The organism is Microbulbifer mangrovi, assembly GCF_002009015.1.
Classification (GTDB): Bacteria; Pseudomonadota; Gammaproteobacteria; order Pseudomonadales; family Cellvibrionaceae; genus Microbulbifer; species Microbulbifer mangrovi.
Map to the genome: position 1 here is coordinate 1 of NZ_LZDE01000287.1, position 24119 is coordinate 24119.

Annotated in this window: 18 protein-coding genes; 11 read left to right on the top strand and 7 right to left on the bottom strand. The window is 56.9% G+C overall.

Annotated elements, in window-relative coordinates; translation table 11 throughout:
• Nucleotides 1-443 (bottom strand): TonB-dependent receptor plug domain-containing protein (locus B4U49_RS07270; protein WP_239692503.1); only part of this gene is annotated, 443 nt, incomplete at its 3' end.
• 272 nt (nt 444-715) lie between these two features.
• Between B4U49_RS07270 and B4U49_RS07275 the strand changes: the two genes are divergently transcribed.
• Nucleotides 716-1723 carry an AraC family transcriptional regulator gene (locus B4U49_RS07275; RefSeq protein ID WP_078083912.1) on the top strand — a complete coding sequence of 336 codons (1008 nt, stop codon included), beginning with the start codon at nt 716-718 and terminating at the stop codon, nt 1721-1723.
• A 164-nt stretch (nt 1724-1887) separates the two neighbouring features.
• Nucleotides 1888-3399, top strand: a complete 1512-nt coding sequence (locus B4U49_RS07280) for an arylsulfatase (RefSeq protein WP_239692504.1) — start codon at nt 1888-1890, stop codon at nt 3397-3399.
• 69 nt (nt 3400-3468) lie between these two features.
• On the opposite strand, the gene B4U49_RS07285 is transcribed toward B4U49_RS07280, so the two are convergent.
• Nucleotides 3469-5784 (bottom strand): tetratricopeptide repeat protein, encoded by a 2316-nt coding sequence (locus B4U49_RS07285; protein WP_078083913.1) that lies wholly within the window; start codon nt 5782-5784, stop codon nt 3469-3471.
• Nucleotides 5785-5903: 119 nt separating this feature from the next.
• Between B4U49_RS07285 and B4U49_RS07290 the strand changes: the two genes are divergently transcribed.
• The 8 genes from B4U49_RS07290 to B4U49_RS07325 all read left to right on the top strand — a co-directional run bounded on the left by B4U49_RS07290 (nt 5904) and on the right by B4U49_RS07325 (nt 15196).
• Nucleotides 5904-6905 carry an AAA family ATPase gene (locus B4U49_RS07290; protein WP_078083914.1) on the top strand — a complete coding sequence of 334 codons (1002 nt, stop codon included), beginning with the start codon at nt 5904-5906 and terminating at the stop codon, nt 6903-6905.
• A gap of 20 nt (nt 6906-6925) precedes the next feature.
• Nucleotides 6926-7954: a DUF58 domain-containing protein gene (locus B4U49_RS07295; RefSeq protein WP_143735577.1), complete on the top strand. Its 1029-nt coding sequence runs from the start codon at nt 6926-6928 to the stop codon at nt 7952-7954.
• A gap of 6 nt (nt 7955-7960) precedes the next feature.
• A complete protein-coding gene (locus B4U49_RS07300; protein ID WP_078083915.1) occupies nt 7961-8530 on the top strand; it encodes a DUF4381 domain-containing protein in 570 nt (189 codons plus the stop codon).
• A complete protein-coding gene (locus tag B4U49_RS07305; RefSeq protein ID WP_078083916.1) occupies nt 8527-9534 on the top strand; it encodes a VWA domain-containing protein in 1008 nt (335 codons plus the stop codon). Before B4U49_RS07300 ends, B4U49_RS07305 begins: the two co-directional genes overlap by 4 nt.
• Nucleotides 9531-11162: a VWA domain-containing protein gene (locus B4U49_RS07310; RefSeq protein ID WP_078083917.1), complete on the top strand. Its 1632-nt coding sequence runs from the start codon at nt 9531-9533 to the stop codon at nt 11160-11162. Before B4U49_RS07305 ends, B4U49_RS07310 begins: the two co-directional genes overlap by 4 nt.
• A complete protein-coding gene (locus tag B4U49_RS07315; RefSeq protein WP_078083918.1) occupies nt 11159-12388 on the top strand; it encodes a BatD family protein in 1230 nt (409 codons plus the stop codon). Before B4U49_RS07310 ends, B4U49_RS07315 begins: the two co-directional genes overlap by 4 nt.
• A gap of 188 nt (nt 12389-12576) precedes the next feature.
• Nucleotides 12577-13563, top strand: coding sequence for an HAD family hydrolase (locus B4U49_RS07320; protein WP_239692505.1), 987 nt, complete (start codon nt 12577-12579; stop codon nt 13561-13563).
• 64 nt (nt 13564-13627) lie between these two features.
• Nucleotides 13628-15196: an arylsulfatase gene (locus B4U49_RS07325; protein WP_078083920.1), complete on the top strand. Its 1569-nt coding sequence runs from the start codon at nt 13628-13630 to the stop codon at nt 15194-15196.
• An 81-nt stretch (nt 15197-15277) separates the two neighbouring features.
• Here B4U49_RS07325 and B4U49_RS07330 read toward each other — a convergent pair whose 3' ends face one another.
• The 3 genes from B4U49_RS07330 to B4U49_RS07340 all read right to left on the bottom strand — a co-directional run bounded on the left by B4U49_RS07330 (nt 15278) and on the right by B4U49_RS07340 (nt 21356).
• On the bottom strand, nt 15278-17713 hold the full coding sequence (locus tag B4U49_RS07330; RefSeq protein WP_204903008.1) for a sulfatase family protein: 2436 nt from the start codon (nt 17711-17713) through the stop codon (nt 15278-15280).
• 64 nt (nt 17714-17777) lie between these two features.
• Complete coding sequence (locus tag B4U49_RS07335) at nt 17778-19781, bottom strand: DUF3604 domain-containing protein (RefSeq protein ID WP_078083921.1); 2004 nt, start codon at nt 19779-19781, stop codon at nt 17778-17780.
• Nucleotides 19782-19820: 39 nt separating this feature from the next.
• Complete coding sequence (locus B4U49_RS07340; protein ID WP_078083928.1) at nt 19821-21356, bottom strand: arylsulfatase; 1536 nt, start codon at nt 21354-21356, stop codon at nt 19821-19823.
• A 237-nt stretch (nt 21357-21593) separates the two neighbouring features.
• On the opposite strand from B4U49_RS07340, the gene B4U49_RS07345 reads away from it, so the two are divergent.
• Nucleotides 21594-22706, top strand: a complete 1113-nt coding sequence (locus B4U49_RS07345) for a cation diffusion facilitator family transporter (RefSeq protein ID WP_078083922.1) — start codon at nt 21594-21596, stop codon at nt 22704-22706.
• Nucleotides 22707-22775: 69 nt separating this feature from the next.
• Here the strand turns inward: B4U49_RS07345 and B4U49_RS07350 are convergent, their stop codons facing one another.
• Nucleotides 22776-23099, bottom strand: a complete 324-nt coding sequence (locus B4U49_RS07350) for a TfoX/Sxy family protein (protein WP_078083923.1) — start codon at nt 23097-23099, stop codon at nt 22776-22778.
• A gap of 425 nt (nt 23100-23524) precedes the next feature.
• Nucleotides 23525-23950 (bottom strand): hypothetical protein, encoded by a 426-nt coding sequence (locus tag B4U49_RS07355; protein WP_143735578.1) that lies wholly within the window; start codon nt 23948-23950, stop codon nt 23525-23527.
• Nucleotides 23951-24119 lie beyond the last annotated feature (169 nt).

Here is a 24119-nt window from a genome sequence, read left to right on the forward strand (position 1 = left end):
CCGCGCAGTACTTCCACGCGCTCCACATCCACAAACGCGAAACGGGACTGCGCCGCACGGCCGCGGTAAATACCGTTTACAAACGTACCCACGGACTGCTCGAAGCCGGCTTGCTCACCGGACTGCATACCGCGGATATTGATCTTGTCGGAAATAGAACTTTTGGTAACCGACATGTTGGGGATGTAAGCGGAAAAATCTTCGAAGCGCTCGATACCCACTTCCTGAATCGTCTCGCCGGACATGGCGGAAACCGATAGCGGCACGTCCTGCAGGGACTGCTCGCGTTTCTGTGCGGTTACCGTCACGTTTTCCAGAACGCGACCATTGTTATCCTGACGGTCACTTTCCGCAGTGGTTTGCGCCAGTGCGGGCATGTTGATCAGGGTGAAAATCAGACTGCTGAGAATTGTACGCTTGGTTTTGAGTTGTGACTCAATCATCGCTAGGCGTCCTCGTTTAGCGTTATTTTTATATGTGCCGGGAGTAACCGATCTGCTGCCGGCATGCCCTTAGTGCTACAGGAACGGTTACGAGAGTAATTGAGCCCGAATTATTCGGTTTGATTTTTTGGGACAAACACTTTGCAAAACGGGACAGTGGCGATAAGCTCACTCATCGTGGAACCAGAGTTGTGCCACGATTGGCAAAAGCGGCGACAGACCGCAGGTCCATAAAACTAATAACGAATAATGAAGCGATGTGAGCCACGAGCATGACTGAATTTGTCAGAGCCGGGTCCCTCAATGGATATGATGAACTGGCAAGGAAGCTGGGCGCCAACCCGGTACAACTGCAGCGGGCCATCGGCTTGCCCACCAGCCAGCTGCGCGACCCCGACAACCTGATCCCCTATGAGAAGCTCGGCCAATTGCTGGAGCTGACCGCACGGGAAACCGGTACCGAGACCTTTGGCCTGCGCCTGGGCATGAGCCAGGGTTTGCGTGTGCTGGGGTTGTTTGGCGCCTACATGTCCCGCCAGGACAGTGTGACCAGCGCCCTCGCCGTAGGCAGTAAGCACACCCACCTGCATGCCCAGGGGGCCATCCTCACCCTGAATCCCACTGAGCGGGCAGAGACCGCGCTCAAGCTGGATATCCTGGTTGCCCAGCACGGCCGCTTTCCGCAATTGATGGCACTCAGCATCGCGCTGGTCTACCAGCTGATCCGGGATATGGCGGGACACCAGTGGCACTCCAGCCGGGTTTTGTTCCGGTATCCGCCACCGGAAAAAGGTAGGGATTTTTACCAGCAAGCCTTCGCTTGCCCGGTGGAATTCAATGCCGAACACGACGGTTTTTTTATCGACCGAGAGACCCTATGCAAAAAGCCGCGCACCTTGGAAGGGCTGGTCAATGAGATCATCTTCAGCCAGTTCGAACAGCTAAAAACAGACCCCAATAGCGACCTGACCCCACTGGTGAAACACGCCATCCTCGGCCTGCTACCCACTGGAGACTGCAGCAAAACCAACGTTGCACTCTGCCTGGGAATGCATCCGAAAAAATTGCAACGGGCACTCGAATCCTCACAAACAAGTTTTCGATCACTCCTGGAAGAAACCCGCAAGGAAGTCGCCAAAACCGCGGTGTTCAAAAGCAGTATGCCGCTCACCAGTATCGCGTTGAATCTGGGTTACGCAGATCTCGCCGTATTCAGCCGGAGCTTCCGTCGCTGGTTTGGCATACCGCCTTCCATGGCCGAGGGCCGGCGCCCCTCTTGAAGAAACTCCGAGAAATATGCTTCCGGTTTTAATTTAAAAATTGAATTAATAAGCCAAAAATTCGTCTATTTAGACAACCTGTATTACGTGCCCATACACCTCCTGATCTAAGCTGAATAGCAGTCCTACAATTGCAGTTCCGCATCAAATTCAGGAGTAATATTTTGAGCATTTTACGCAAGCAGTTTTCCTGTTTCGCCCTGCTGACCGGGCTGGTAGTAACGGCAGCACAGGCAGCCGAGAAACCCAACATTCTCGCCATCATGGTGGATGACGTGGCGTCAATCTCATTGAGCGCCTATTCCCACGGCATGACCTACCCCACCCCCAATATTGATCGGATCGCCAACGAAGGCGCGCTATTTACCGATCACTACGCGCAGCCGAGTTGTACTGCCGGCCGTGCCGCATTCTTTCTCGGGCAGTTACCGGTGCGCTCTGGCCTGGCCACCGTAGGCCAGCCTGGCAATCCCCTGGGTATCGATGAAAAGGATCCCACAATGGCGGAGTTCCTGAAGGCTCAAGGCTATATGACTGCACAGTATGGCAAAAACCATCTCGGCGACCTGGATAAGCACCTGCCTACCAAACATGGCTTCGATGAGTTCTACGGCAACCTGTACCACTTGAACGTGTCCGAGGAACCGGAGCAGGAGGACTATCCGAAAGACGCGGAATTCAAAAAGAAGTTTGGCCCGCGCGGAGTGATCGAGTCCTATGCAGACGGGAAAGTTACCGATACTGGCCCGCTGACTCGCAAGCGTATGGAAACCTTCGATGAGGAAATCCTCGAGCGCAGCCTGAACTTTATGGAGAAAGCGCAAAAGGCGGGCAAGCCGTTTTTCATCTGGCATAACACCAGCCGCATGCACGTGTATACCCACCTGAAAGCCGAAAGCCGTCACCTGGCAACTCAAATCAGCTCCGAAGATGACCTGTTCGGCAGTGGCCTGATTGAGCACGACGCCCAAATCGGCCAGCTCCTAGACAAGCTGGATGAGCTGGGAGTCGCCGATAACACCATTGTGATTTACACCACCGACAACGGCCCGGAGCAGAGTTCCTGGCCCGACGCCGGCACCACCGGGTTCCGCGGTGAAAAAATGACGACCTGGGAAGGCGGCGTGCGCGTGCCTTTCCTCGTGCGCTGGCCCGGACACATCCCCCCCGGTCTCGCACTGAACGGGATCTCCTCCCACGAGGATGTGTTCCCGACAATTGCTGCAGCCCTGGGAGAGCCGGATCTGCGCGGCAAACTGATGAAGTCGGACAAGGTATATATCGACGGCGAGAACAACCTCGATTACTGGACGGGCAAGAGCAAGGAATCGGCGCGCAACAAGCTTTTCTATTACTACGAATCACAGCTAACCGCACTGCGCGTGGGCCCCTGGAAAATGCACTTCGCTACCAAGCCTGATGGCCTCTATTACGGCGATCTGGTTTTTCACACCATGCCCAAGCTGTTCAACCTGCGCAAAGATCCTCTGGAGCACTACGACGGCGTCACCGGTTTCCATCAGATCATGCGTAAAAGCTGGGTTTTCCAGCCGGCAATCCAGATCCTGAACGAGCACCTGGCCACCTTTAAAAAGTATCCACCACGGCATAAATCGGCGTCGCTGAATATCAACAAAGCGATTGAGGCCGCGATGGAAACCCAGGAAAATCACTGATCGTCTTGTTCACCGACTAAAAAGCGCGACCACTTTTGGCCGCGCTTTTTATTTCACTTACCCTATCCGCTATTGCAGTTGTGCCTGATATTTTTGTGCGGCGACTTCATTCCCTTGCTCGTGATGAATGGAAGCCAATGCCGAGAGGATCTGCCGGTCCCCGGGGAATCGTTGCAGGCCCTGTTCCAGCTCCTTGATTGCCTCCTGGGGCCTACCCTGTGAATTCAGCGCAATCCCGTAAACATACACATAGCGCCCGGTCGCCGATTCGCTGTGCGCGGAGACCCGTAGCATTTCCAGCGCCTGGGACATTTTCTTCTGCCGCACCAGACTCAAACCCAGTGTGTGTTGAATCGGTGCCTTGTCAAAGGCGGTGATCAGCGCATTGCGCAGCAGTGCTTCGCTATCCGCTTCACGACCACTCGCCCGGTAAAGGTCGGCAAGATTGATCACCGCGGGGGTGAAATGCGGCGAGAGTGCCACAGCCTGCTTGAGTAACCGCTCAGCAGAAACCAGATCGCCCTCGCGACCGCGCAGCGATGCCAGGTTGACCAGGCTTTCCGGGCGGTCGCTGTTGAATTCGGCGGACGCCATATAATCCTTTATGGCGCGCTCGTAGCGTGTGCTGACTTCCTGCGGGTACTGCTCCAGCGGCGCCCCTGCCATGGCACTTGCGGCAAGGGAAGCCGTCACGCGCTCGTCCTCATATAGCAATGGAATCGCCAACGCGGGGCGAACCTGCTGTGGCACCTGGTCGAGGGACTGCGCCAGCCCAAGGTGTTGCAGCGCATCATCGCCCTGGGCAATCACCTGCAGTACCTGCGCACTGGTCTGGGACAGGTAGCGCGGCAACATGGATACCGCGGTTGCACGCACGATATCCGGCTGCTTGTCATCCATTACCAGCTTCAACAACTGGCTCTCCGCATCCGCAGCGCCGATGCGGCCCGCGTAAAGCGCTTCAGCGTAATGCGGGTCCGGCTCGCCGAATTTTTTCTCCAGAACTTCCGCCGCCCAGCTATTCGGCTGATCGGTGTGACAGCCAGTACACGCATTTGGAGAACCCACTTTGTCCGACAGGTCCGGGCGCGGCACCCGGAAGCTATGATCGCGGCGTGCGTCCACCTGCATATAAACCTTGTCGGTCATATGGCAGTTCACACATTGGGCTCCTTCGCTACCAATGGGGTGAAAATGGTGCTCTGCGGTATCGAATTTGGCGGGCAGATGGCACTGGGCGCAGACATCATTACCTTTTGCGCGCAGCTCCAGACTGTGCGGGTTGTGGCAGTTGCTGCAGGTTACGCCTGCGGCGTGCATCTTGCTCTGCAGGAAGGAGCCCCACACATAAACCTCATCGTTGATCTGGCCATCGGCATGGTACAGGCCATCACTCAGCAGTGCGGGGTGGAAGAAGTCCAGGAAGTCGTCGGTGGGCTTTACGCCGGGGTGCTGAGTGCCGCGTCGGGAGTGGCACTGGGCGCAGACAGGTATTTCTGTCTGAGTCTCCACGTCATTACCAATATGGGCAATGCCGGTTTTGTCATCCATTGCCCAGCGCGCCTGGCGGCGGCCATCGAAATGGATATCTAGGCCCCGGGTGGCATCCGCAGCCTGTTGATCCTCCGACTGTGCTGCCCACTCCATATGCTTCTTGCCAGGGCCGTGGCAGGACTCACAGCCCACATTGATTTCGGACCATTGGGTAGCAAAGGTGTTTGAGGCCCGGTCGTAGTTTTTATGCAGATTGGTGGAGTGGCAATCCGCGCACTGGAAGTTCCAGTTCTGGTTGATGCCGGTCCAGTGCAGCGGGTCGTCCGCCTTGATTTCTTCGTCCGGGTATAAGTGGAACCAGCGCTGCCCGCCCTCTTCCCTGGGTCGGGAATCCCAGGAAATACTCAACGCCTGCAGCCGCCCACCGGGGAATTCAATCAGGTACTGCTGCAGCGGGTAGATACCGAAGGTGTAGGCAACGGGATAATCGTGCAGCTTGCCGTCCGGCCCGTCGGTACGCACAAAGTACTTGCCATCGCGCTGGTAAAAGGTGGACTCGGTGCCAAAGTAGTCGAACTTTGCGTTGCCGAAATTACCCACCACGGTTTCCGCATCCGGGGTTTTCATGGCGAGGTCGTGATGGGATTTCTGCCAGTCTGCAAATTGCTGCTGGTGGCAGCCAGCGCAGGTTTCGGCGCCCACATAGTCCGCGTGGTTATCCGCAGCAGGGGACTTACCGGGTTTCGATTGCGCAGCCGGCTTCACTTGGTCGGTCTGTGTATCCGATGGAGAGACCGGTGCGGTGCTGGTTTCCGCCTCCTTCACTTCCACATTCTTTTCACAGGCACTAATCAGCAGTACCGAGAGTAGAAGGAGGATTAGTGTGCGCATCGAAACTCCAAATTATGATTTTAATTGGCACCGAGTATAGCTTCTTGCGCCCTCTTCCTCAGCCTCGGATCTGCTAGCGTTAATGAGGAACTCTGAATCGATGGCAGAAAGGAAGCGCCATGTCCGCAAGGGAACAGATTACCGCACTGGAACAAGGCATGGGCCGCGCTATCGTGGGCCAGCGCGATGTTATCCGGCGCCTGATTATCGGACTGCTGGCCAATGGTAACCTGCTGGTGGAGGGCCTGCCGGGGCTCGCCAAAACCCGTGCAATCAAAGCGCTGGCGAAAAACCTCGAGGCCGATTTCAGCCGAATCCAGTTCACGCCAGACCTGTTGCCCGCCGATGTGACCGGCACCGATATGCTCTATCGAGACCAACAGAAATCCGAATTCCGTTTTCACCCCGGCCCCATCTTCGCCAACATCGTGCTTGCCGATGAAATCAACCGTGCCCCCGCCAAGGTGCAGTCCGCGCTGTTGGAAGCGATGGAAGAGCGCCAGGTCACCGTGGCCGGCAAGACCCACAAGATGCCACCGCTGTTTATGGTAATGGCCACCCAGAACCCCATCGAGCAGGAAGGTACCTATCCTCTACCGGAAGCGCAGATGGATCGCTTCCTGATGCATGTACTGATTACCTACCCGCCAGTAAAAGACGAAGTGGAAGTAATCGAGCTGGTGCGCAGCGAGGAAATTGCTGCCGCCAATACCACCGTTACAGCGTCAGGGTCAGCGGAGCCACAGCAAGCGGCAGACGTAACCCCCCAACAAGCGGTGTTCGACGCACGCCGCGAAATCGCCGCCATCCATGTATCCCCTGCCATGGTGCGCTATATGGCCGACCTGGTCGAGGCCACCCGCCAGCCATCCAGGTTATCGGAGGAGCTGGCACGCTGGATCGAAATTGGCGCCAGCCCGCGTGGCTCCATCGCACTCGACAAAGCCGGGCGCACCAATGCCTGGCTGGAGGGTCGCGACTATGTGGATCCGCAGGATATTCATGCAGTGATTCACGACTGCCTGCGCCACCGCCTTGGGCTGAGTTTTGAGGCCCAGGGGGAAGGCATCAGTGCCGATCAGGTGATCGACGAACTTCTGAAACTCGTCGCCCTGCCCTGAGCCCGGAAAATCAGGTCACCATGTTCAATTTTCAGATTCGCAGTCGCAATCGGAGCCGGGCCGGCGTCACCACCGTCGCAGCGCCGGAATCGGCGACAGATCCACGCATCCATGTGGACCTGGCACATTTGCAGGCACTGGAAGGCCCGGCGCAAACCCTGAACCTGCTGCCGCGCCAGCCCGCACGCAGCGTGCTCGCCGGGCGGCATTCCTCGCGCCTGCGTGGGCGCGGACTGAATTTTGAAGAGCTGCGCGAGTACTGGCCGTCGGACGATGTGCGAGCCATCGACTGGAAGGTAACCGCACGTACCGGCGAGCCCCATGTGCGGGTCTACACCGAGGAGCGCGACCGCCCGGCGCTGATTGTGGTGGACCAGCGCATGTCCATGTTCTTTGGCACCTGCCACGCAATGAAATCCACCACCGCCGCCGAGGCCGCCGCGCTGGCGGCGTTTGCGGTGCCAAACCAGGACGACCGCGTGGGCGGTATCGTGGTGCGCGACAATGGCCTCTACACCCAGCGCCCAAAACGCAACCGCCGTGCCCTCACCCGATTTCTCAGCGAAATCGCGCGCGCAAACAAGAAACTGCACGCCGATGCGCCCCCCGCCGCCCCCACGTCACTGGACACGGTATTGCAGGCCGTTGCGAATATCGCCCGGCGCGATCATTTGGTGTTGCTGATCAGCGATTTCGATGTGGTGGGCCCTGCCACCGAGCGACTGTTAAGCGGCATCGCGCGGCACAACGATGTGGTTCTGGTGCCGGTGGTCGACCCCACCGGTGAGACGGTGCCCGAGTCGCTGGTTAGTGCCATCTCCGACGGCGACCTCCAGGCAACCCTGGATACCCGCAGCGTGGACACAATCGAAGCGATGAACCAATTCAATCGCGAGCGTCGCCAAATTATCAACGACTGGCACCTGCGCTATGGCCTTCCGGTGGCCCAGCTTTCCACCGCGGAAGACACCCTGCCACAACTGCAGCGACTGCTGGGATTAGTACCTCCATCGTCACCACCGACAAACAGACAAGTGGCCGAGGATTGATTACCAATGCAGGAAGCCACGACCATCCCGCAATCAACAAGCCCTGCAAACACCAATCCTGCAGCAGGTGAGGAAACGCTGTCGGATATGATCGCGCAGCTGGTACCACCGCCGGAGCCGCCGGCAATTTCCATGTGGCCAGCAACGCCACTGGCGAAGGGGCTCTGCGCGCTGCTTTTACTCATACTGTTGTTCTTTATCTGGCGACAAATACAAACCTACCGCGCCAATGCCTATCGCCGTGCGGCCCTCGCCGAGGTGCGACAGAGCGAGGGCGACGCCGCACAGATCGCCGCAATACTCCGTCGCACGGCACTCGCCGCCTACCCACGTGAAGAAGTTGCCGCGCTTACCGGGGAGGACTGGCTCGAATTTCTCAACCAGCACTACCCCGGCAATGCATTCGAGGGTGAGGTCGGGCGCGAGCTACTCCAGAGCCCCTACCGGAAAGCCACCAGCCATAAACCGGATGTGCTGGTCCAGGCCGCGCAAGGCTGGATTCGCCAGCACAAAGTCGTGCAGCCAGGGGCAGGCAGGTTTCACTTATTTGGTAAAACCGCAGGGGCCACATCGTGATCGATTTTGCCGCGCCCTGGGCCTTTCTGCTGTTACCCCTGCCATTACTGGTGTGGAAATTCGCCCCGGCGCACCGCGAGCGAGTGCGCGCCCTGAGGGTGCCCTTTTTTCAGCAATTAGTAGACGCTATCGGCATCAAGGCGGGTTCCGGCGCTGTGGTCCTCGATCGCGACTGGTGGCAGTGGCTACTGGGTTGCGTGATCTGGGCGCTGATCGTCACCGCCCTGGCGCGGCCGGAATACGAAGGCGATGCGGTAACACTGCAGAAGCCGGCGCGAGACCTGATTGTCGCGGTGGATATTTCCGGGTCCATGGAACAGGTGGATTTTATCGCCGGCGACGGTGAAAAGATGGAACGCCTCGACGGCGTCAAACAGGTACTCAAGCCTTTTCTCGAAGGCCGCGAGGGCGAGCGCGTTGCACTGGTTGTGTTCGGTAGCAAAGCGTTTGTGCAGGCCCCGCTGACCACCGACCTGGACACACTGCTGGAACTGCTACAGCAGACCGATGTAGGCATGGCCGGCCCGCACACCGCCCTCGGCGACGCCATCGGCCTCGCTATCCGCCAGTTTGAAAGCAGCGACGTAGAGCAGCGCCTGCTGATTCTATTGAGCGACGGCAGCGATACCGCCAGCACCATGAGCCCGGTCAATGCCGCCGCCATTGCCGCTCAGCGAAAAGTCAAAATCCTCACTATCGGCGTGGGTGATCCGGACAGTGAAGAAAAAGAAAACCGGGTGGACGTGGACACGCTTCGGGCAATCGCAAAACGCACCGGTGGCGAGTTCTATTTCGCCAACGACGAAAAAGCCCTGGCCGCGGTCTACGACCAGATCGACAAGTTGGCGCCGAAAATGGTCGACAGCGAAACCTACCGCCCCCACCACTCCCTGGCACACTGGCCCATGGGCCTGGCCCTGCTACTGGGCCTGCTGGCCCTCGCCAGTCGCTTTCTGGGCAGTGGGGTTTTCGCTAAGACACCCGCACACAGGGCGACCTCATGAGCAGCCTGCTCGACGCCCTCTCCGCCTTCCACTTCCTGCGCCCGGCGTGGTTACTGTTACTGATACCGGTGCTGTTGCTGTGGTGGGTCCTCCGCCGCAACCAGCGCGATAATGCCGAGACCAGCAGCCAGATTGCGCCACATCTTGCCCGCGCCCTCGCCGTGGGAGATCGCCGTCGCCGCCATTTCAGGCCTGCCGACCTGATCGCCCTGCTTTTGACGTTACTGACCCTCGGCACCGCCGGCCCCAGCTGGACGCGCCTGCCCGATCCGCTAATGGCGAAAACCACACCGCTGGTGGTGGTGCTGAAAGTCAGCGACAGCATGACGGAAAAAGACGTACCGCCAGAGCGGCTGGCACGGGCCAAACAGAAAGTGCTGGATCTGCTGGAAACCCGCGACGGCGCACCCACCGCCCTCGTCGCCTATGCCGGCAGTGCCCATCGCGTAGTGCCGCTGACGGAAGACCAGGATCTGCTGCGCCCCTACCTGGAAGGTCTCAGTCCCGACGTGATGCCAGTACCGGGAGAAAACGCCACAGCCGCGCTAAAGCTGGCGGAGCAGATACTGGCCAGGGACGAGACACCCGGAGGCATCCTGTTTCTGTTGGACAGACTGAGCGACAGTGATGCCAGTGCCATGGCAAAGCGCACGGACAAAAACAGCCTGGGTTTTCTGCTGGTAGCTCCGGGCAACGACAATGGTGGTGCCATTTCCCAGGTCAGCGACGCAACTGTAGAACGCGTGACAGCGGACAAGAGCGACCTGCGCGCACTCAATCGCTATTTCAATAGTGCCTTCCAACAGGCACTGGCCTCGGATGAAAACCTGCAGTGGGAAGATCGCGGCTGGTGGCTGGCATGGCCCGCCGCGCTGCTGGCACTGCTGTGGTTCCGCCGCGGCTGGGCCATGTCTTCAAGAGCCATCGCATCCAGCACGAGCGCCATCGCGGTTTTCGTGTTGCTAAGCAATTTCCCGAACCATGCCAATGCACAGGTCAGCGCGGAAAGCGAAACGAAAACCGGTGGCGGGCTACTGGGACGGCTGCTGACCCCGGACCAGCAGGGGCAGTGGTTCAGCTACCGCCATGACTACCGCCGCGCTGCGGAAAGTTTTCAGGCCCCGTACCGCAAGGGCTATGCACTGTACGAGGCCGGCCAATTTGAAGACGCCGCCGATGCACTCGCCGGCCTGAATACACCGGAAGCCCTGTTCACCCGCGGCATGGCAATGGCCAAAACCGGCCAGTACGAAGGCGCCGTCGCTGCGTTTCAGCAAGTGTTGCAGTTGGACCCGGAATTTCCGGGAGCAAAAGAAAACTTGGCGCTGACGAAGAAAATTATCGCGTACATGGAAGATTCCCGCGGTGAGGAGGAGGAAGAACTAGAAGCATCCGATGACGAGGGAGAGGAGTCCGACTTCGAACAGGAGCAGGAGCCTCAGGAACAGGCGAAGGCAAAAAAGGAAAACCCGGTCAGTGCCGACCAGTGGATGTCCACCCTCGACACCAGCACCGGTGAATACCTGAAACAGCGCTTTGCCGCCGAGGCCGCCAGTGCACCGAATGAGAAAAACGAAACCGAGAAAACCAGCACCCAGGAGAGTAGCACCCAGGAGAACAACCCATGAAGCGATGGATTGTTCTCCTCACCATCTGGCTGCTTAGTACTGTTACCCTGGCGGCAGACAAGCCAATCATCGAATCCAAACTCTCGGAAGTAAAAGCCGTTCCCGGCCAGTCCATCTCCCTGTTCGTCACCATCCTGGTGCCCACCTGGATGACCCAGCCCGCCGTGTTCCCCGATTTCGACCAGCCCAACCTCTCGGTCACCCTCCCCGGGCGTTCCTCCCTCGCCGTCAGCCGGGCAATCGATGGACAGACCTGGTCCGGCGTCTCCCGCGAATACCTGATCGTCCCACTGGCGCCGGGAACTTATCAACTCCCCGCCGGGGAGATAATGGTCACCTACAGCGATCCTGACGGCACCGGCGAGCTGCAAACCACACTCAAACTTGCCCCGCCTCCGATTACGGTTACAACCCCCAAAGGCGCCGAGGGGCTGACTCCGTTTATCGCCGCCAGGGATCTGACGCTTACCCAGGAAATCAAGGGTGAGCCGGAAGATCTCCGCGCTGGCGACGCCTTTTCCCGCACCGTCACCGCCACCATCGAAGGCAGCACGGTGATGTTTATTCCGCAGCTGCTCGACACCCGCAGTCCGGAGGGGCTCGCCGCCTACGCCGATACGCACAAGGCCGCCGATAAGACCGATCCGCGCACCGACGAGACTACCGGCACCCGCAGCGAGCGTATGACCTATGTGGCAGAAGGTCGCGCGCGCGGTACCCTGCCGGCGATCACTCTGCGCTGGTATGACCTGGACGATGGCCAGATCAAAACCACCAGCGTCGATGCAATAAAAGTACATGCCCGCGGCCCCGGCGCACTCGCAGGCACTAGCCTATGGGAAAAACTTCTCATACTCGCCGCCGCGGCCGTTTTCCTGTGGCTGATCTGGCGTTGGGGCCTGCCGCGGATTCACGAGTTCCAGAACAAGCGCGCCCTGCGCGCAGAAGCCAGCGGGCTCGCCGCCTGGCAGCGCATGTACACCGCGTGTAATACCCGCAACTACGCCGCCCTGTTACAGGCGGCCGGGGAATACAAATGCCGTGTGCCATCGGCGGCACAGAGCCTTCAGCCGGCACTGCTGGCCCTGGGCGCCATGCAGTACGGCGATACTCCGGCGAGTGTTTCCAGCGCCGCCGTCTGGCGGCAGTTGACCCAGGCCATCGAGGCATTGCGGCCCAAGGCCGCCCGTGCCCAGCAAACCCCATTGCCACCGCTTAACCCCTGACTCTGTGCGTACCTCTGCGCTGAAGCTCGACGTTCATTCGATTCGACGGACACACCTCACAAATTTTTCTACGCCACCGGCAACATCGAGAAAATCCGTCTAAGGTGATAAGAGATGTAGATTTACCTGCCTGACCAGCCTTCAACTGGCGGCAACCAATACTGCGAGATGTAACTATGCAGTTTGCGATGACTCAGCGACTTCTGCTGCTTCTCTTTTGTGTGTCGGTTGTAGCCACAACGGCCGCAGCCGCGGATCCACTGCCCTCCTGGAATGACGGGCCGACCAAAGAAGCCATCGTAGGCTTCGTGGAAAAGGTCACAAAAAACGGATCGCCAGACTTTGTGCCAGAAAGCCAGCGTATTGCGACCTTCGACAACGATGGCACCCTCTGGGCAGAGCAGCCGGTTTATTTCCAACTCTTCTATGCCATCGATCAAGTCAAGAAAAAGGCCTCCGATCATCCAGAGTGGAAAACCGAGGAACCGTTTGCCTCGGTACTCAAGGGTGATATGAAAGGTGTCATCGACAGTGGCAAGGAGGGTTTGATGAAAATCCTGGCCGCCACCCACGCTAATATGACCGCTGAAGAATTTCGCTCCAATGTCAGCGAGTGGCTTAAAACTGCCCGCCACCCGAAAACGAATCGCCCCTTCAATGAAATGATCTACCAGCCCCAGCTGGAACTACTGGAATACCTGCGTGCAAATGGCTTTAAAACCTTCATTGTCTCCGGGGGTGGGGTGGATTTTATGCGGGTCTTTGCCGAGGAAACCTACGGTATCCCTCCGGACCAGGTAGTGGGAACCAGCCTCAAAGCGAAGTATGAAGTACGCGATGGAAAACCCGTCATTATCAAACTGCCGGAAATCAACCTGGTGGATGACAAGGAAGGCAAGCCCGTCGGCATTCACCAATACATCGGGCAGCGCCCCATATTTGTCGCCGGCAATTCCGATGGGGATTACCAGATGCTCGAGTGGGCCACCGCCGGTAAAGGACCGCGTTTCGGCATTATCCTCCATCACACCGATGGCAAACGGGAGTGGGCCTATGATCGCGATTCCCACATCGGCCAACTGAACAAAGGACTCGATGACGCCGGTAAAAAAGGCTGGACGGTTATCGATATGCAGAAAGACTGGAAAGTGGTTTTTCCCGTCGACAAACCCTGAGCCATAAAACCCCAAACCAAAACCCACGCTATAACACCACCAACGGAAGTTTCCGGAGGATCTTATGATGCGACGTTCAATACACCGTTTACTCAAAGTGCCAATTTCGCTCACCGCCGCCGCCCTGCTGACGGTCTTCCATGGCGCGGCACAGGCCCAGGAAAAGCCCAATATCCTGGTGATCTGGGGCGATGACATCGGGATGTGGAATATCAGCGCCAACAGCAAAGGCATGATGGGCTACATGACACCCAATATCGACCGCATTGCCAAAGAGGGATTGTCTTTCACCGACTACTACGGTCAGCAATCCTGTACTGCCGGTCGTGCCGCATTTATGGGCGGCAACGTGCCGGTAAGAACGGGCATGACCAAAGTTGGCCTGCCGGGTGCCAAAGAGGGCTGGCAGAAAACCGACGTGACCATTGCTGCCGTTATGAAAAGCATGGGTTACGCCACCGGTCAGTTTGGCAAAAACCACTTCGGCGACCGCGATGAACACCTGCCCACCAACCAGGGCTTTGATGTGTTCTTCGGCAACCTCTACCACCTGAATGCGGAGGAGGAACCCGAAAACCGCGATTACCCGAAAGATCCGGAATTTCGCAAAAAGTACGGTCCGCGCGGCGTTATCAGGGCCACTGCGGATGGCAAGATCGAAGACACCGGCCCGCTGACCAAGAAGCGCATGGAAACCGTGGACGAGGAAACTCTCGCCGCCGCCATGGACTTTATCAAGCAACAGGCCAATGCCGGAAAACCCTTCTTCGTATGGTGGAACGCGACACGCATGCACTACCGCACCCATGTGAAGGAAGAGCACAAAAATCTTGCGGGGCCAAACAGCAACGAATACCAGGACGGTATGGTCGAACACGATATGCATGTGGGCAAACTGCTCGATCTGTTGGACGATTTGAAAATCGCCAATAACACTATCGTGTTCTATTCCACCGACAACGGCCCGCACTTCAACACCTGGCCCGATGCCGGCACCACCATCTTCCGCAGTGAGAAAAACTCCAACTGGGAGGGCGCCTATCGTGTACCCGCATTCGTGCGCTGGCCGGGAAAATTCCCCGCAGGCAAGACCCTGAACGGCATTGTCTCCCATGAGGACTGGCTGCCCACGTTTGCCGCCGCCGCAGGTAACCCGAATATCAAGGAGCAGTTGCTGAAAGGCACCAAACTGATTGGCCGCACCTACAAGAACTATATCGACGGCCACAACCAGCTGGACTATCTGACCGGCAATGCCAAGGATTCTGCCCGTCGCGAATTCATCTATGTAAACGATGACGGCCAGATCGTGGCCATGCGCTACGATGCCTGGAAAGCGGTATTCCTGGAAAACCGCGGCAAGGCGTTCGAAGTCTGGCGTGAGCCGTTTACCGAACTGCGCGTGCCCCTGCTGTTCAATCTGCGCAGGGATCCTTTTGAGCGCGCTCAGCACAACGCCAACACCTACAACGACTGGTTCCTGGATCGCGCGTTCGTTCTGGTTCCGATGCAAGGAATGGCGGCCAAATTCCTCAAAACCATGGAAGACTATCCGCCCAGCCAATCACCCGGCTCGTTTAACCTCAAAAAAATTGAGGAGCAGCTGAGATCTGGTGCCGCGCATAGCAACTGATTGGGGCCTCCCACCAACAAAAAAGCCCGCACAACCGTGCGGGCATTTTTGTTGGTAAGCCGTGAACACCGTGGCAGTGACTTACTTCATTTCCACAACCACTTTTTCTATTTCACCGGTAAACGCATTTGGCGGCTCGTATTCATGGGTCACCGGCTGTCCGGTGTCTTCTCCGATACCGAAGGTATCGATACCAAAGCGTCCGGCGACGGTTTCGGGTACTTCTCCGGTGGCCACCGTCTCGCCGTTGACCTTGAGAATCAGCTTTGCCGCGCCGCCGGGCTTATCGCCCTGGTAATCGAAGTCCACTTCAATGTTCGCATCACCGGTGACGGCTTTGTTACCTTTCAAAGTGGTGTGCTTTTCAAAGAAGTTGTAATCGAAAACAGGTATCCCGCTATCCAGATACAACACCAGTCCGGCGGCCACACCGCCCACCGCCAGAATCACCCCTTCGGTCTTGCCACCCTCGGCTTTCACATCTGCCGTCAACGTCCAGGACGCATTCTTCATGGAAGGGCCGGCCACTTCGGGGATACGCACGGCGCCCGGATAGTAGGTGTAGATTTTGGAATCGGGAATAGCCCCCGGCACCGGCGGCTTGGGCATACCCAACCGGCCCGCACCGCGGTCGTCCATGGGATACACCTCGTTGTCCTTTGCAGCCTGATCAAACTTTTTCTTCAGTTCTGCAAGTTTGTCGGGATTTTCCGAGGCGAGGTTATTGGCTTCAGAGAAATCCTCTTCGAGGTTATAGAGCTCCCACTCGTCTTTTTCCCAATTTCCCGGCGCCAGGTCTTGTCGCCACGGTAGTGTATGCTGGGCATTCGCCTTCCATCCATCGGCATACATGGAGCGATTACTGAATACCTCAAAGTATTGCTCCGGGCGCCCGCTAAACTGCGAATCACTGAAACTGGCGAGAAACGACTTGCCCACCAAAGGCTTCTGCTCAATACCGTTGACCGTATCCGGCATCGGTATATTGGCGGCTTCCAGAATAGTGGGTACAACATCTACCAGATGCAGGAAGGCATCCCGGGGCTGTTCATCGTGCTTGATCTTGGCGGGCCAGCGGATCACCATCGGGTTACGGGTACCACCCAGGTGCGACGCAACCTGCTTAACCCACTGGAACGGCGTGTTGCCGGCCCAGGCCCAGCCGACCGGGTAATGGGGTTCTGATTCCGGCCCGCCCAGTTTGTCGAGATTTTCCAGGATTTCATCCAGGGTCGTCGACAAGCCGTTCAGGTTTTTAATCTCATTCATTGTGCCGTCGGGCCCACCCTCCGCGGATGCGCCATTGTCGCCAACGATATAGATCACCAATGTATTGTCGGCATCGGGCAACTCATCCACCGCGTCAATAAGCCGCCCTACTTCGTGGTCGGTAAAGGCAAAGTAACCGGCAAAGTTTTCAAACAGCGCATTGTAGGCTTTTTTCTGGTCATCACTCAGGCTGTCCCACGCGGGCACCCACTCGGGTCGCTCTGTCAGCTTGGTTTCGGCCGGCACTATGCCCATTTTCTTTTGACGCTCGAACACTTCCTCGCGGTATTTGTCCCAGCCCATATCGAACTTGCCCTTGAACTTTTCACGCCACTCGGCGGTGACATGGTGGGGCGCATGCATCGCCCCGGGGGCGAAGTACATAAAGAACGGTTTGTCCGGCGCTACGGACTTGGCGAACTTCATGCGGGCGATGGCTCGGTCGGTCATGTCCGTCATGAAGTGGTAGCCCTCTTCCGGCGACTTGTCCGGCTCCACCGGCACCGTATTCTCAAACAGCACCGGATAGTACTGGTGAGTTTCCCCGGCATTGAATCCATAGAAATAATCAAAGCCCAGGCCCGTGGGCCAGCGGTCGAAGGGGCCGGATACTGTGGCTTCCCAGTCCGGCGTATTGTGGTTCTTGCCGTACCACCAGGTGCTGTAGCCGTTGCCTTTCAATATTTCAGCAATGGTCGCGGTACTTTTCGGAATGTAGGCCGAATAGCTGGGAAAGCCCGTTGCCCACTCCATCAGGAAGCCACTGCCCGACTGGTGATGGTTGCGCCCGGTCAACAGTGCCGCGCGCGATGGGCCGCAGATAGCGGTGGTGTGGAAGCGGTTATAGCGCAGTCCTTCGTTCGCCAGTTCATCGAGATTCGGGGTCGGAATCAGGCCACCAAAGGTGGACGTCTGACCGAAGCCGACGTCGTCCAGAAGAATGACGATCACGTTGGGGGCGCCCTTGGGCGCGGTGGGCACTTTTTGCCAGCTGGATTCGGATTCCTTGTAGGTTTTTCCAATCTTCCCTTCAAACGGCGACAAGTCATTGGGCAAGTGTTTACGGTCCGGCCAGGAAGTGCTGTCCGATACTGATCTCTCATCAGCAGCGGCGACCTCCCCAACTTCCTTACCGGCCACATCGTTGGGTATTTCAGTATCTGACGCCGGTGGCGCAGCTTCTCGAGAGCAACCCGTCATCACGAGAGACAACGCAAGCACAGACAACGCCATACGCCAAATTTTCATCGCGGCTTTCCTTCCTTCAAAGATTCCGGTCTGATCCAGCAATTATCCGTTTTTCCAGACACCCTTAAGGCGTGTACCAGATCGGACTTGAGAAGGCGCGTTCCTGCTGCACCATCGGAACCTTCTTGTCCATTTCAATCTTGTTTCTGACCTTGTCGTACAGGGTCCAGCGCGGTGTGGGAATTTGCAGAACCCTCACGTAATACACGGCCTTGTGTGATGGATTGAATTCCTTGTCCTCGAAGTAGGCCACCAGTTGCGCGTCACCGATATCATTCGCGTACTCCGCAGTTTCAAGGTCAACGGTATTACCTACATGCTGGATATGACCCTGGCCATCCATTTTTCGATTACCGGACCACTTGACGTTGTAGACTTTCTCGTGGGTATCGCCATTACCATCGACCCAGCCTTTAACAATCTGAATACGGTCCAGATTGGCACCCTCCGGGTCCTTCATTGCCGCGACCAGGAATTTAATCCGTTTGCCGCCCTTGTCACCCTTGAGTTTTCCGCCCATGGGTACGCCTTTTTCATAGCCCGCAGCGGTGATATCGCCTTCCGCATCGCCCTTGGAGAAATCAAACCCGCCAAAAAAGCGCACGGTCATACGCGGACCGGTGGTGGCAAACGTTTCCTTGCGCATCATGGCGTCCCAGATGGCTTCACGGGTGTTTTCGGTAGCCCATACCCCCATGGTGCCAGAAGACGCCATTTCCCAACCCATATAGTTATCGGTCGGACCGGATAGCAGTGGAAAGTCCCAGCGCTTTTTATTGCTGGGCTCGAGGGTTTTGAACTTGCCAAAGAAGTTATCGTCGTCCGGTGTGGACAAACCGGTGTGGGTGTCGGTCGCACCATTGGCGCCGTACTGGAAGGGGTTGGTGCCAAGTTCATCTTCCAGGCGCATTCCGGCCTTGAGCGCCGGGCGCCAGTATTCATATTGGAAAGAACCAGGTGGCTTAGGTTTCAAAATCAGGTTACCGCGGTCCCACAGGTCCCAGTCGGCATACTCATCCTCCGGCGACAGGCTGGGATGGGATTCACTCTGCCCCTTGATCTGGGTCACCTCATACAGCGGCTCGTAGCGGGCGCGCATCTCCGCCCACTCTTTGGTCATGGGCGATCCGTCAAAGCGCTTTTCCTCAAACATACGGCCATTGGACATATTGCCATTGTGCGGAATCGCGAGCACGCGGCCACCGGTCTTGTCTTCGTAAGCCTTCATCCATGCCCAGAGTTTTTCCGGATCCTGGGTTTCGAAAGTGGTCAGTGGCAGTAAGCTACGGGTGTTCGTCGCATCATCGCGGAAGATCACATTGCGGTGCAGGTTATCGCCTCCGTCCGCATTGACGGTCCATTCGTAGGCAATAAAGGTGGTGAACTCACCTGGCTTGTAATACTTCTCCGCGGCATCCACGGTTTTTTCCCAGGCGGATTTCATCCACTTGGGATCCATCACCGCTTTGGGCAACTTGCCTTCGGATTGCATCACGATCAGTTCACTTTTTGCGGCTGCCGCTTTTTCTTCATCGCCCGAATTCAGTGCTTCGTTCCAGCGCTTCAGCACGGGGTCAGACATCATTTCCGGATTGCCCGAAATCAGCTCGTTGATCACGCCCATGCCGTCGGAGTGGTCGGTGATCATGAACCAGTCGTAGGGGCGAGCCAGCTTGGCGTTCATGCCGCTGTTGGATTTAACCTGCTCGCCCAAGGCAAACCGGTAAGCATCTTCCGGCGTTAGAATTGCGCCATCCATGCCCGCATCCGCAGACCAGCCGGTGTGAACATGTGTATCGCCAAAATAGACCTGGGATGGATTGGAACCACTGGAAGGCTGCGCTGCTTGCGAGGGCCCGGAGGGCTGCGAAGACTCGGGCATGGGCGCCTTGCCGGTGGTCTCGGACACGGGACCGTCCGCTGTACCGAGTTCTTCTCCAACAAGAGTCCCACCTTGTTCGCCTGCTTCATTACTTGCGTCTTGTTTGTCTCGATCGTGGTCTCCACCACAGGCGGACAGTGCAATAACCGCCGCCAGAATCGATACAGCCAATCCCTGCGTTTTCATAGATACCTTCCTTGGCAACCAAATTTTGATAGTGGATTTCTAGCGCTGCTGATGCGCCAGTGAATTGATTAAGGTACTGACCTCACTAACCTGCGCAGAAAAACTCTCCTGTACCGGAGGAAATTCCTTGAATGTTTGCACAAATTTCTGAATCTGCGCGCCAGCCGGTCCCAGGGTCCAGCTTCTGTTCTCCGCCCATTCGTCATACCCGCGGGCGTCAATAAAGCGCTCAAACGGATCCAGCTTGAGATTGATGATGTAGGGGGTGGTCAGAGGGATCTGGCTGGCTCGGAACCACTCTTCCTGATCGATAAACAGAAACTTCCAGTCTCCATAGCGCATTCCGTGAAACGTAGTTTCGGTGAAGTAATAGAATTCCTTGCGCTTGGTTTTTCCCTGATTCAGCAATATGTCGGTCTGATCGTAACCGTCGAGATGCACCTTGAAGCGCTTATCGCCAATTTTGGCGCCCGACAGCAGCTTGTCCTTGATGTCTTTCTCCCCGACGATGGACATAATGGTTGGCACCCAATCTTCCATCGTCATGAATTCGCCAGTAGAAGTACCTGCGGGAATTTTTCCTTCCCATTTCACCAGCATGGGTACGCGGAACCCACCTTCCCATCCACCGACACCTTTTTCGCCGTGAAACGGCTGGTTGCCACCATCTGGCCAGGAGTTGGACGCGGCGCCGTTGTCGGTGGAGAACATAACCAGCGTATTGTCTACCACACCAAGTTGATCCAGCAGATCCAGCAACTCGCCTACGTCGTCATCCAGCTCCAGCATGCCGTCGGCGTAGATGCCATAGCCGCTTTTTCCCTTGTACTCCTTACTCAAGTTCGTGCGGTAGTGCATGCGGGTGGTGTTGTGCCATACAAAGAATGGCTTGCCGGATTTAACCGCCTCGGTAATAAAGCGTTTGGATTGTTCCAGCACTTCCTGATCCAGATTACGCTGGCGCTCCTGGCCCCAGGCGCCCATGTCTTCAATTTCCTGCTTGCCATCAGAGCGCGCCTTGGAGTGGATCACACCACGCATTTTCAGGCCGAACTGCTTTTGTACCTGCGGATCTTTGGGGTAATCGTATTGCTCGGGATACTCACCTGCATTCAGGTGATAGAGAATCCCGAAAAATTCATCAAAGCCGTGATTGGTCGGCAGATGCTCATCCCGGTCCCCCAGATGGTTCTTGCCGAACTGACCGGTAACGTAGCCGTGGGGCTTGAGCATTTCTGCCAGGGTTGGCGTCTCAGCTTTCAATCCCTGCTCAGCACCGGGCAGCCCCACGGTACTGAGGCCGATACGCATGGGGTACTGGCCGGTAATAAACGACGCCCGTCCCGCGGTACAGGAAGCGTGGGCATAGTGATCCATGAAAATCATGCCGTCTTTGGCAATACGATCGATATTAGGGGTGGAACCACCCATCATGCCCCGGTGATAGGCACTGACATTCCACATACCAATATCGTCACCCCAGATGATGAGAATATTGGGCTTTTCCTGAGCGTTCGCGAGCGTAGCTACCAAGCCAAATAAAATAGCGGTGGCGAACTGACACAGTTTATTCATATTTACCTCTACAACCGGAATGGACGTGCGACATTTATCGAGAATTTGGCCTAGGGAAGTATAGGCACCACCTTTTTGCATATATGGTGAATGGCGGCGGAGACCTTCTTTCCCTGTATATACGAGAAATACTTGGGTTCTATACTCAGCTGTCGCCAGACAATTCATAAATGCGGTAAGGTATGCGCATTTTTTACCGTTGAGTGACCAACTCGCAGTTAGTTTTAAGGGGAATCCATGGCACAGGGCTCAAAGAAAGCCGTTCTTTACGCCATTTGCGTCAACGCAATCATCACCGTCTTGAAAGGTATCGCCGCACTGGCAACCCATTCTGCGGCGATGATGAACGAAGCCGTTCACAGCCTGATGGATACTTTGAATCAGGTGTTCCTGCTCATCGGACTAAAGCGCGGTGGCCAACCGGCAGATAATCAGTACGCGTTTGGCCACGGTCAGAAAAAATATCTGTGGAACCTGTGGAGCGCCATCGGGCTGTTTTCTATTGGTTGTGGCCTCGGCCTGGCCCACGCCTGGCATGCCTGGCACAACCTCGGACATATAGAGCGCCCCGAGGCGATCTCGTTTCTCGGCCTTGAGATCGCCCCCATCTGGATTTCCGCCGCTGTATTGACCATCGCTTTTGTACTGGAAGGCTATGTGTTACTGGTGGCAGGCAAAGAGTTTTTTGCCCGTATGCGCGCCGATGGCCGGCGTAATCCTTTCCGCTACCTTGCGGCTGCGGATGATCCCACACTGATTGCAGTACTGCTGGAGGATTCCATCGCGGTAACCGGCGTGATCCTCGCCGCCACTGGTATCGGCATGACCCAGAGTACCGGGAATCCGATGTGGGATATCGGATTCTCGGTAGTGATTGCGGTCATGCTGGGTTTTACCGCGGTGTTTCTCGGCATGATCAACATGCGCTATCTGACCAATATCCGCGATCAGGAAGCCGAACGCGCCTTCGAGGAAATCGTCAAAGGTCACCGGGCAATCGAGCGCTACCACGACCTTCGCTCGGTGATCGTGGACGACACCCATACCGTGGTAGTTGCGGAAGTCGAAGTGAGGGAAGAAGTATTGATGCGCGCTGTGCCAGAACGTATTGCCAAGCACGAGCGCCAGCTATTGGATCGCGTGCCGGAACACCGGCGTACCGAAGCGGTACTGGAATATGCGGAGACCCGGGCAACAATCCAGGCCACTCTGGAGGCCACGGAAGAGCTGATCGATGAGCTGGAGGCAGAGCTTAAACGACGATGCGCTCAGGTATTCCACCTTACGATTGAAATCGACGGTATCGCAGCACCATCGAAACTGGATAATCCGGAACAACTGGATAACTGAAGGAGCTGCCGGGAGGTGCCCGTAGCCTCCCGGCTTGCCCTACGCCCCCTGATGCAGCCGTGATGGGGGTCACTTGGGAGGCAGGCTTCCGGCAAACTCCACGCCGCGGGTTACCCAGCCATCGAGGTCCTCCGCGATGGCGTCCTCTTCAACGTATACCATACCTTTGAGCGGGCGACCGGTGAAATCCATCGGCCGTGTGTAGCGCTCACCCAGCGCCTCTTGGTAATTCTCCGGCCCAACTCTCACCATCAGCTCTTCGCCCACGACACCACAGGCCATGTTGCCATTCAACATAAACGCCAGGCCACCGAACATTTGTTTTTCAGTCAGGCCATCTTTCGGTTGCAGCAAGCCCCGGACTTTTTGAGCCAACTCTTCGCTGTAGGACATGACTTTCTCCCTGCTGTTTATTGATTCAATTGGATAAATCGCCAAACCATAATCCAAACTCTACCTGTTGCTTAACACGCCAAACTCAGGCCAGCAACAAGCCCGTTCATATCAGAACGTTTTGTATCGGAGCTGAGTGAGTTAAGAGGATAATCCGCAACAATTAACCGGAGGAGCGATGGTCTGCGCTCACAGCGATCAGGGGGAAGCAGGCTGAAGTACTCAGCCAGTAGTTGCGGTATGGCTGCCATACGTAAAAATTTATTGCGATTATTGTTATAAGTGTAGCAAAGAAACTAAAAAGCGCCCGCGAACGGAGGGATTATTCCCTGAGCTAAGCCAATGGAAGTTCGACCGATCCTCTACCGGTTAACGGATTTTGAAGGTTCGCCAACGGCGCACGCTGAATTTCTGCCTTCCCCCGTTCATTTCCCCAAATCCGTGGTGTTTGCCTGCCGGTAATCCGGATTACGGATCCCGATAACAATCAGGTTCAAGGCGCCCAACTCTGCTTCCGTGGTCTCACTGTAGCGCTGATAGTACGTCTTCTTCCCCCGGTGAACTTCCACAACGTGATCGTCCAGTTGCGGCTCAAGGAATTCCAGTGAATAAGGGCTATCGAAAATGTACAGGCCGGAAGTCACGTCAGGCGTTGAAATGTCCGTTGATGGAACCAATGCGTACCCAAAGCCTGTCTGGTAGTTCGCCAGATCGGTATCTGTGGGATCGGTAACCTGCGCAGGTCGCCCCACTTCCCCAGTTGCGGGAGGGCGAGGCTGGGTTGGTGTAATCGACACCGTGGTCGTCTCTCCTGCGGTCGAGCTTTCGTATGGTTGCGGGCCGATAATCATGGGCGTTAACCCGTTACCCTGCTGAGACTGACCGGGTATCGCCGGTCCAGGCAACGGCACGCCCTGCGGCATAGGCTGCGGTTGAGGGAATGGTGTCCCATGCGGCAATTGTTGAGGCTGCTGGCTTGGCGCGCTCTGAGGTAACGGCTGGGGCTGTGGCCGCGGCGTG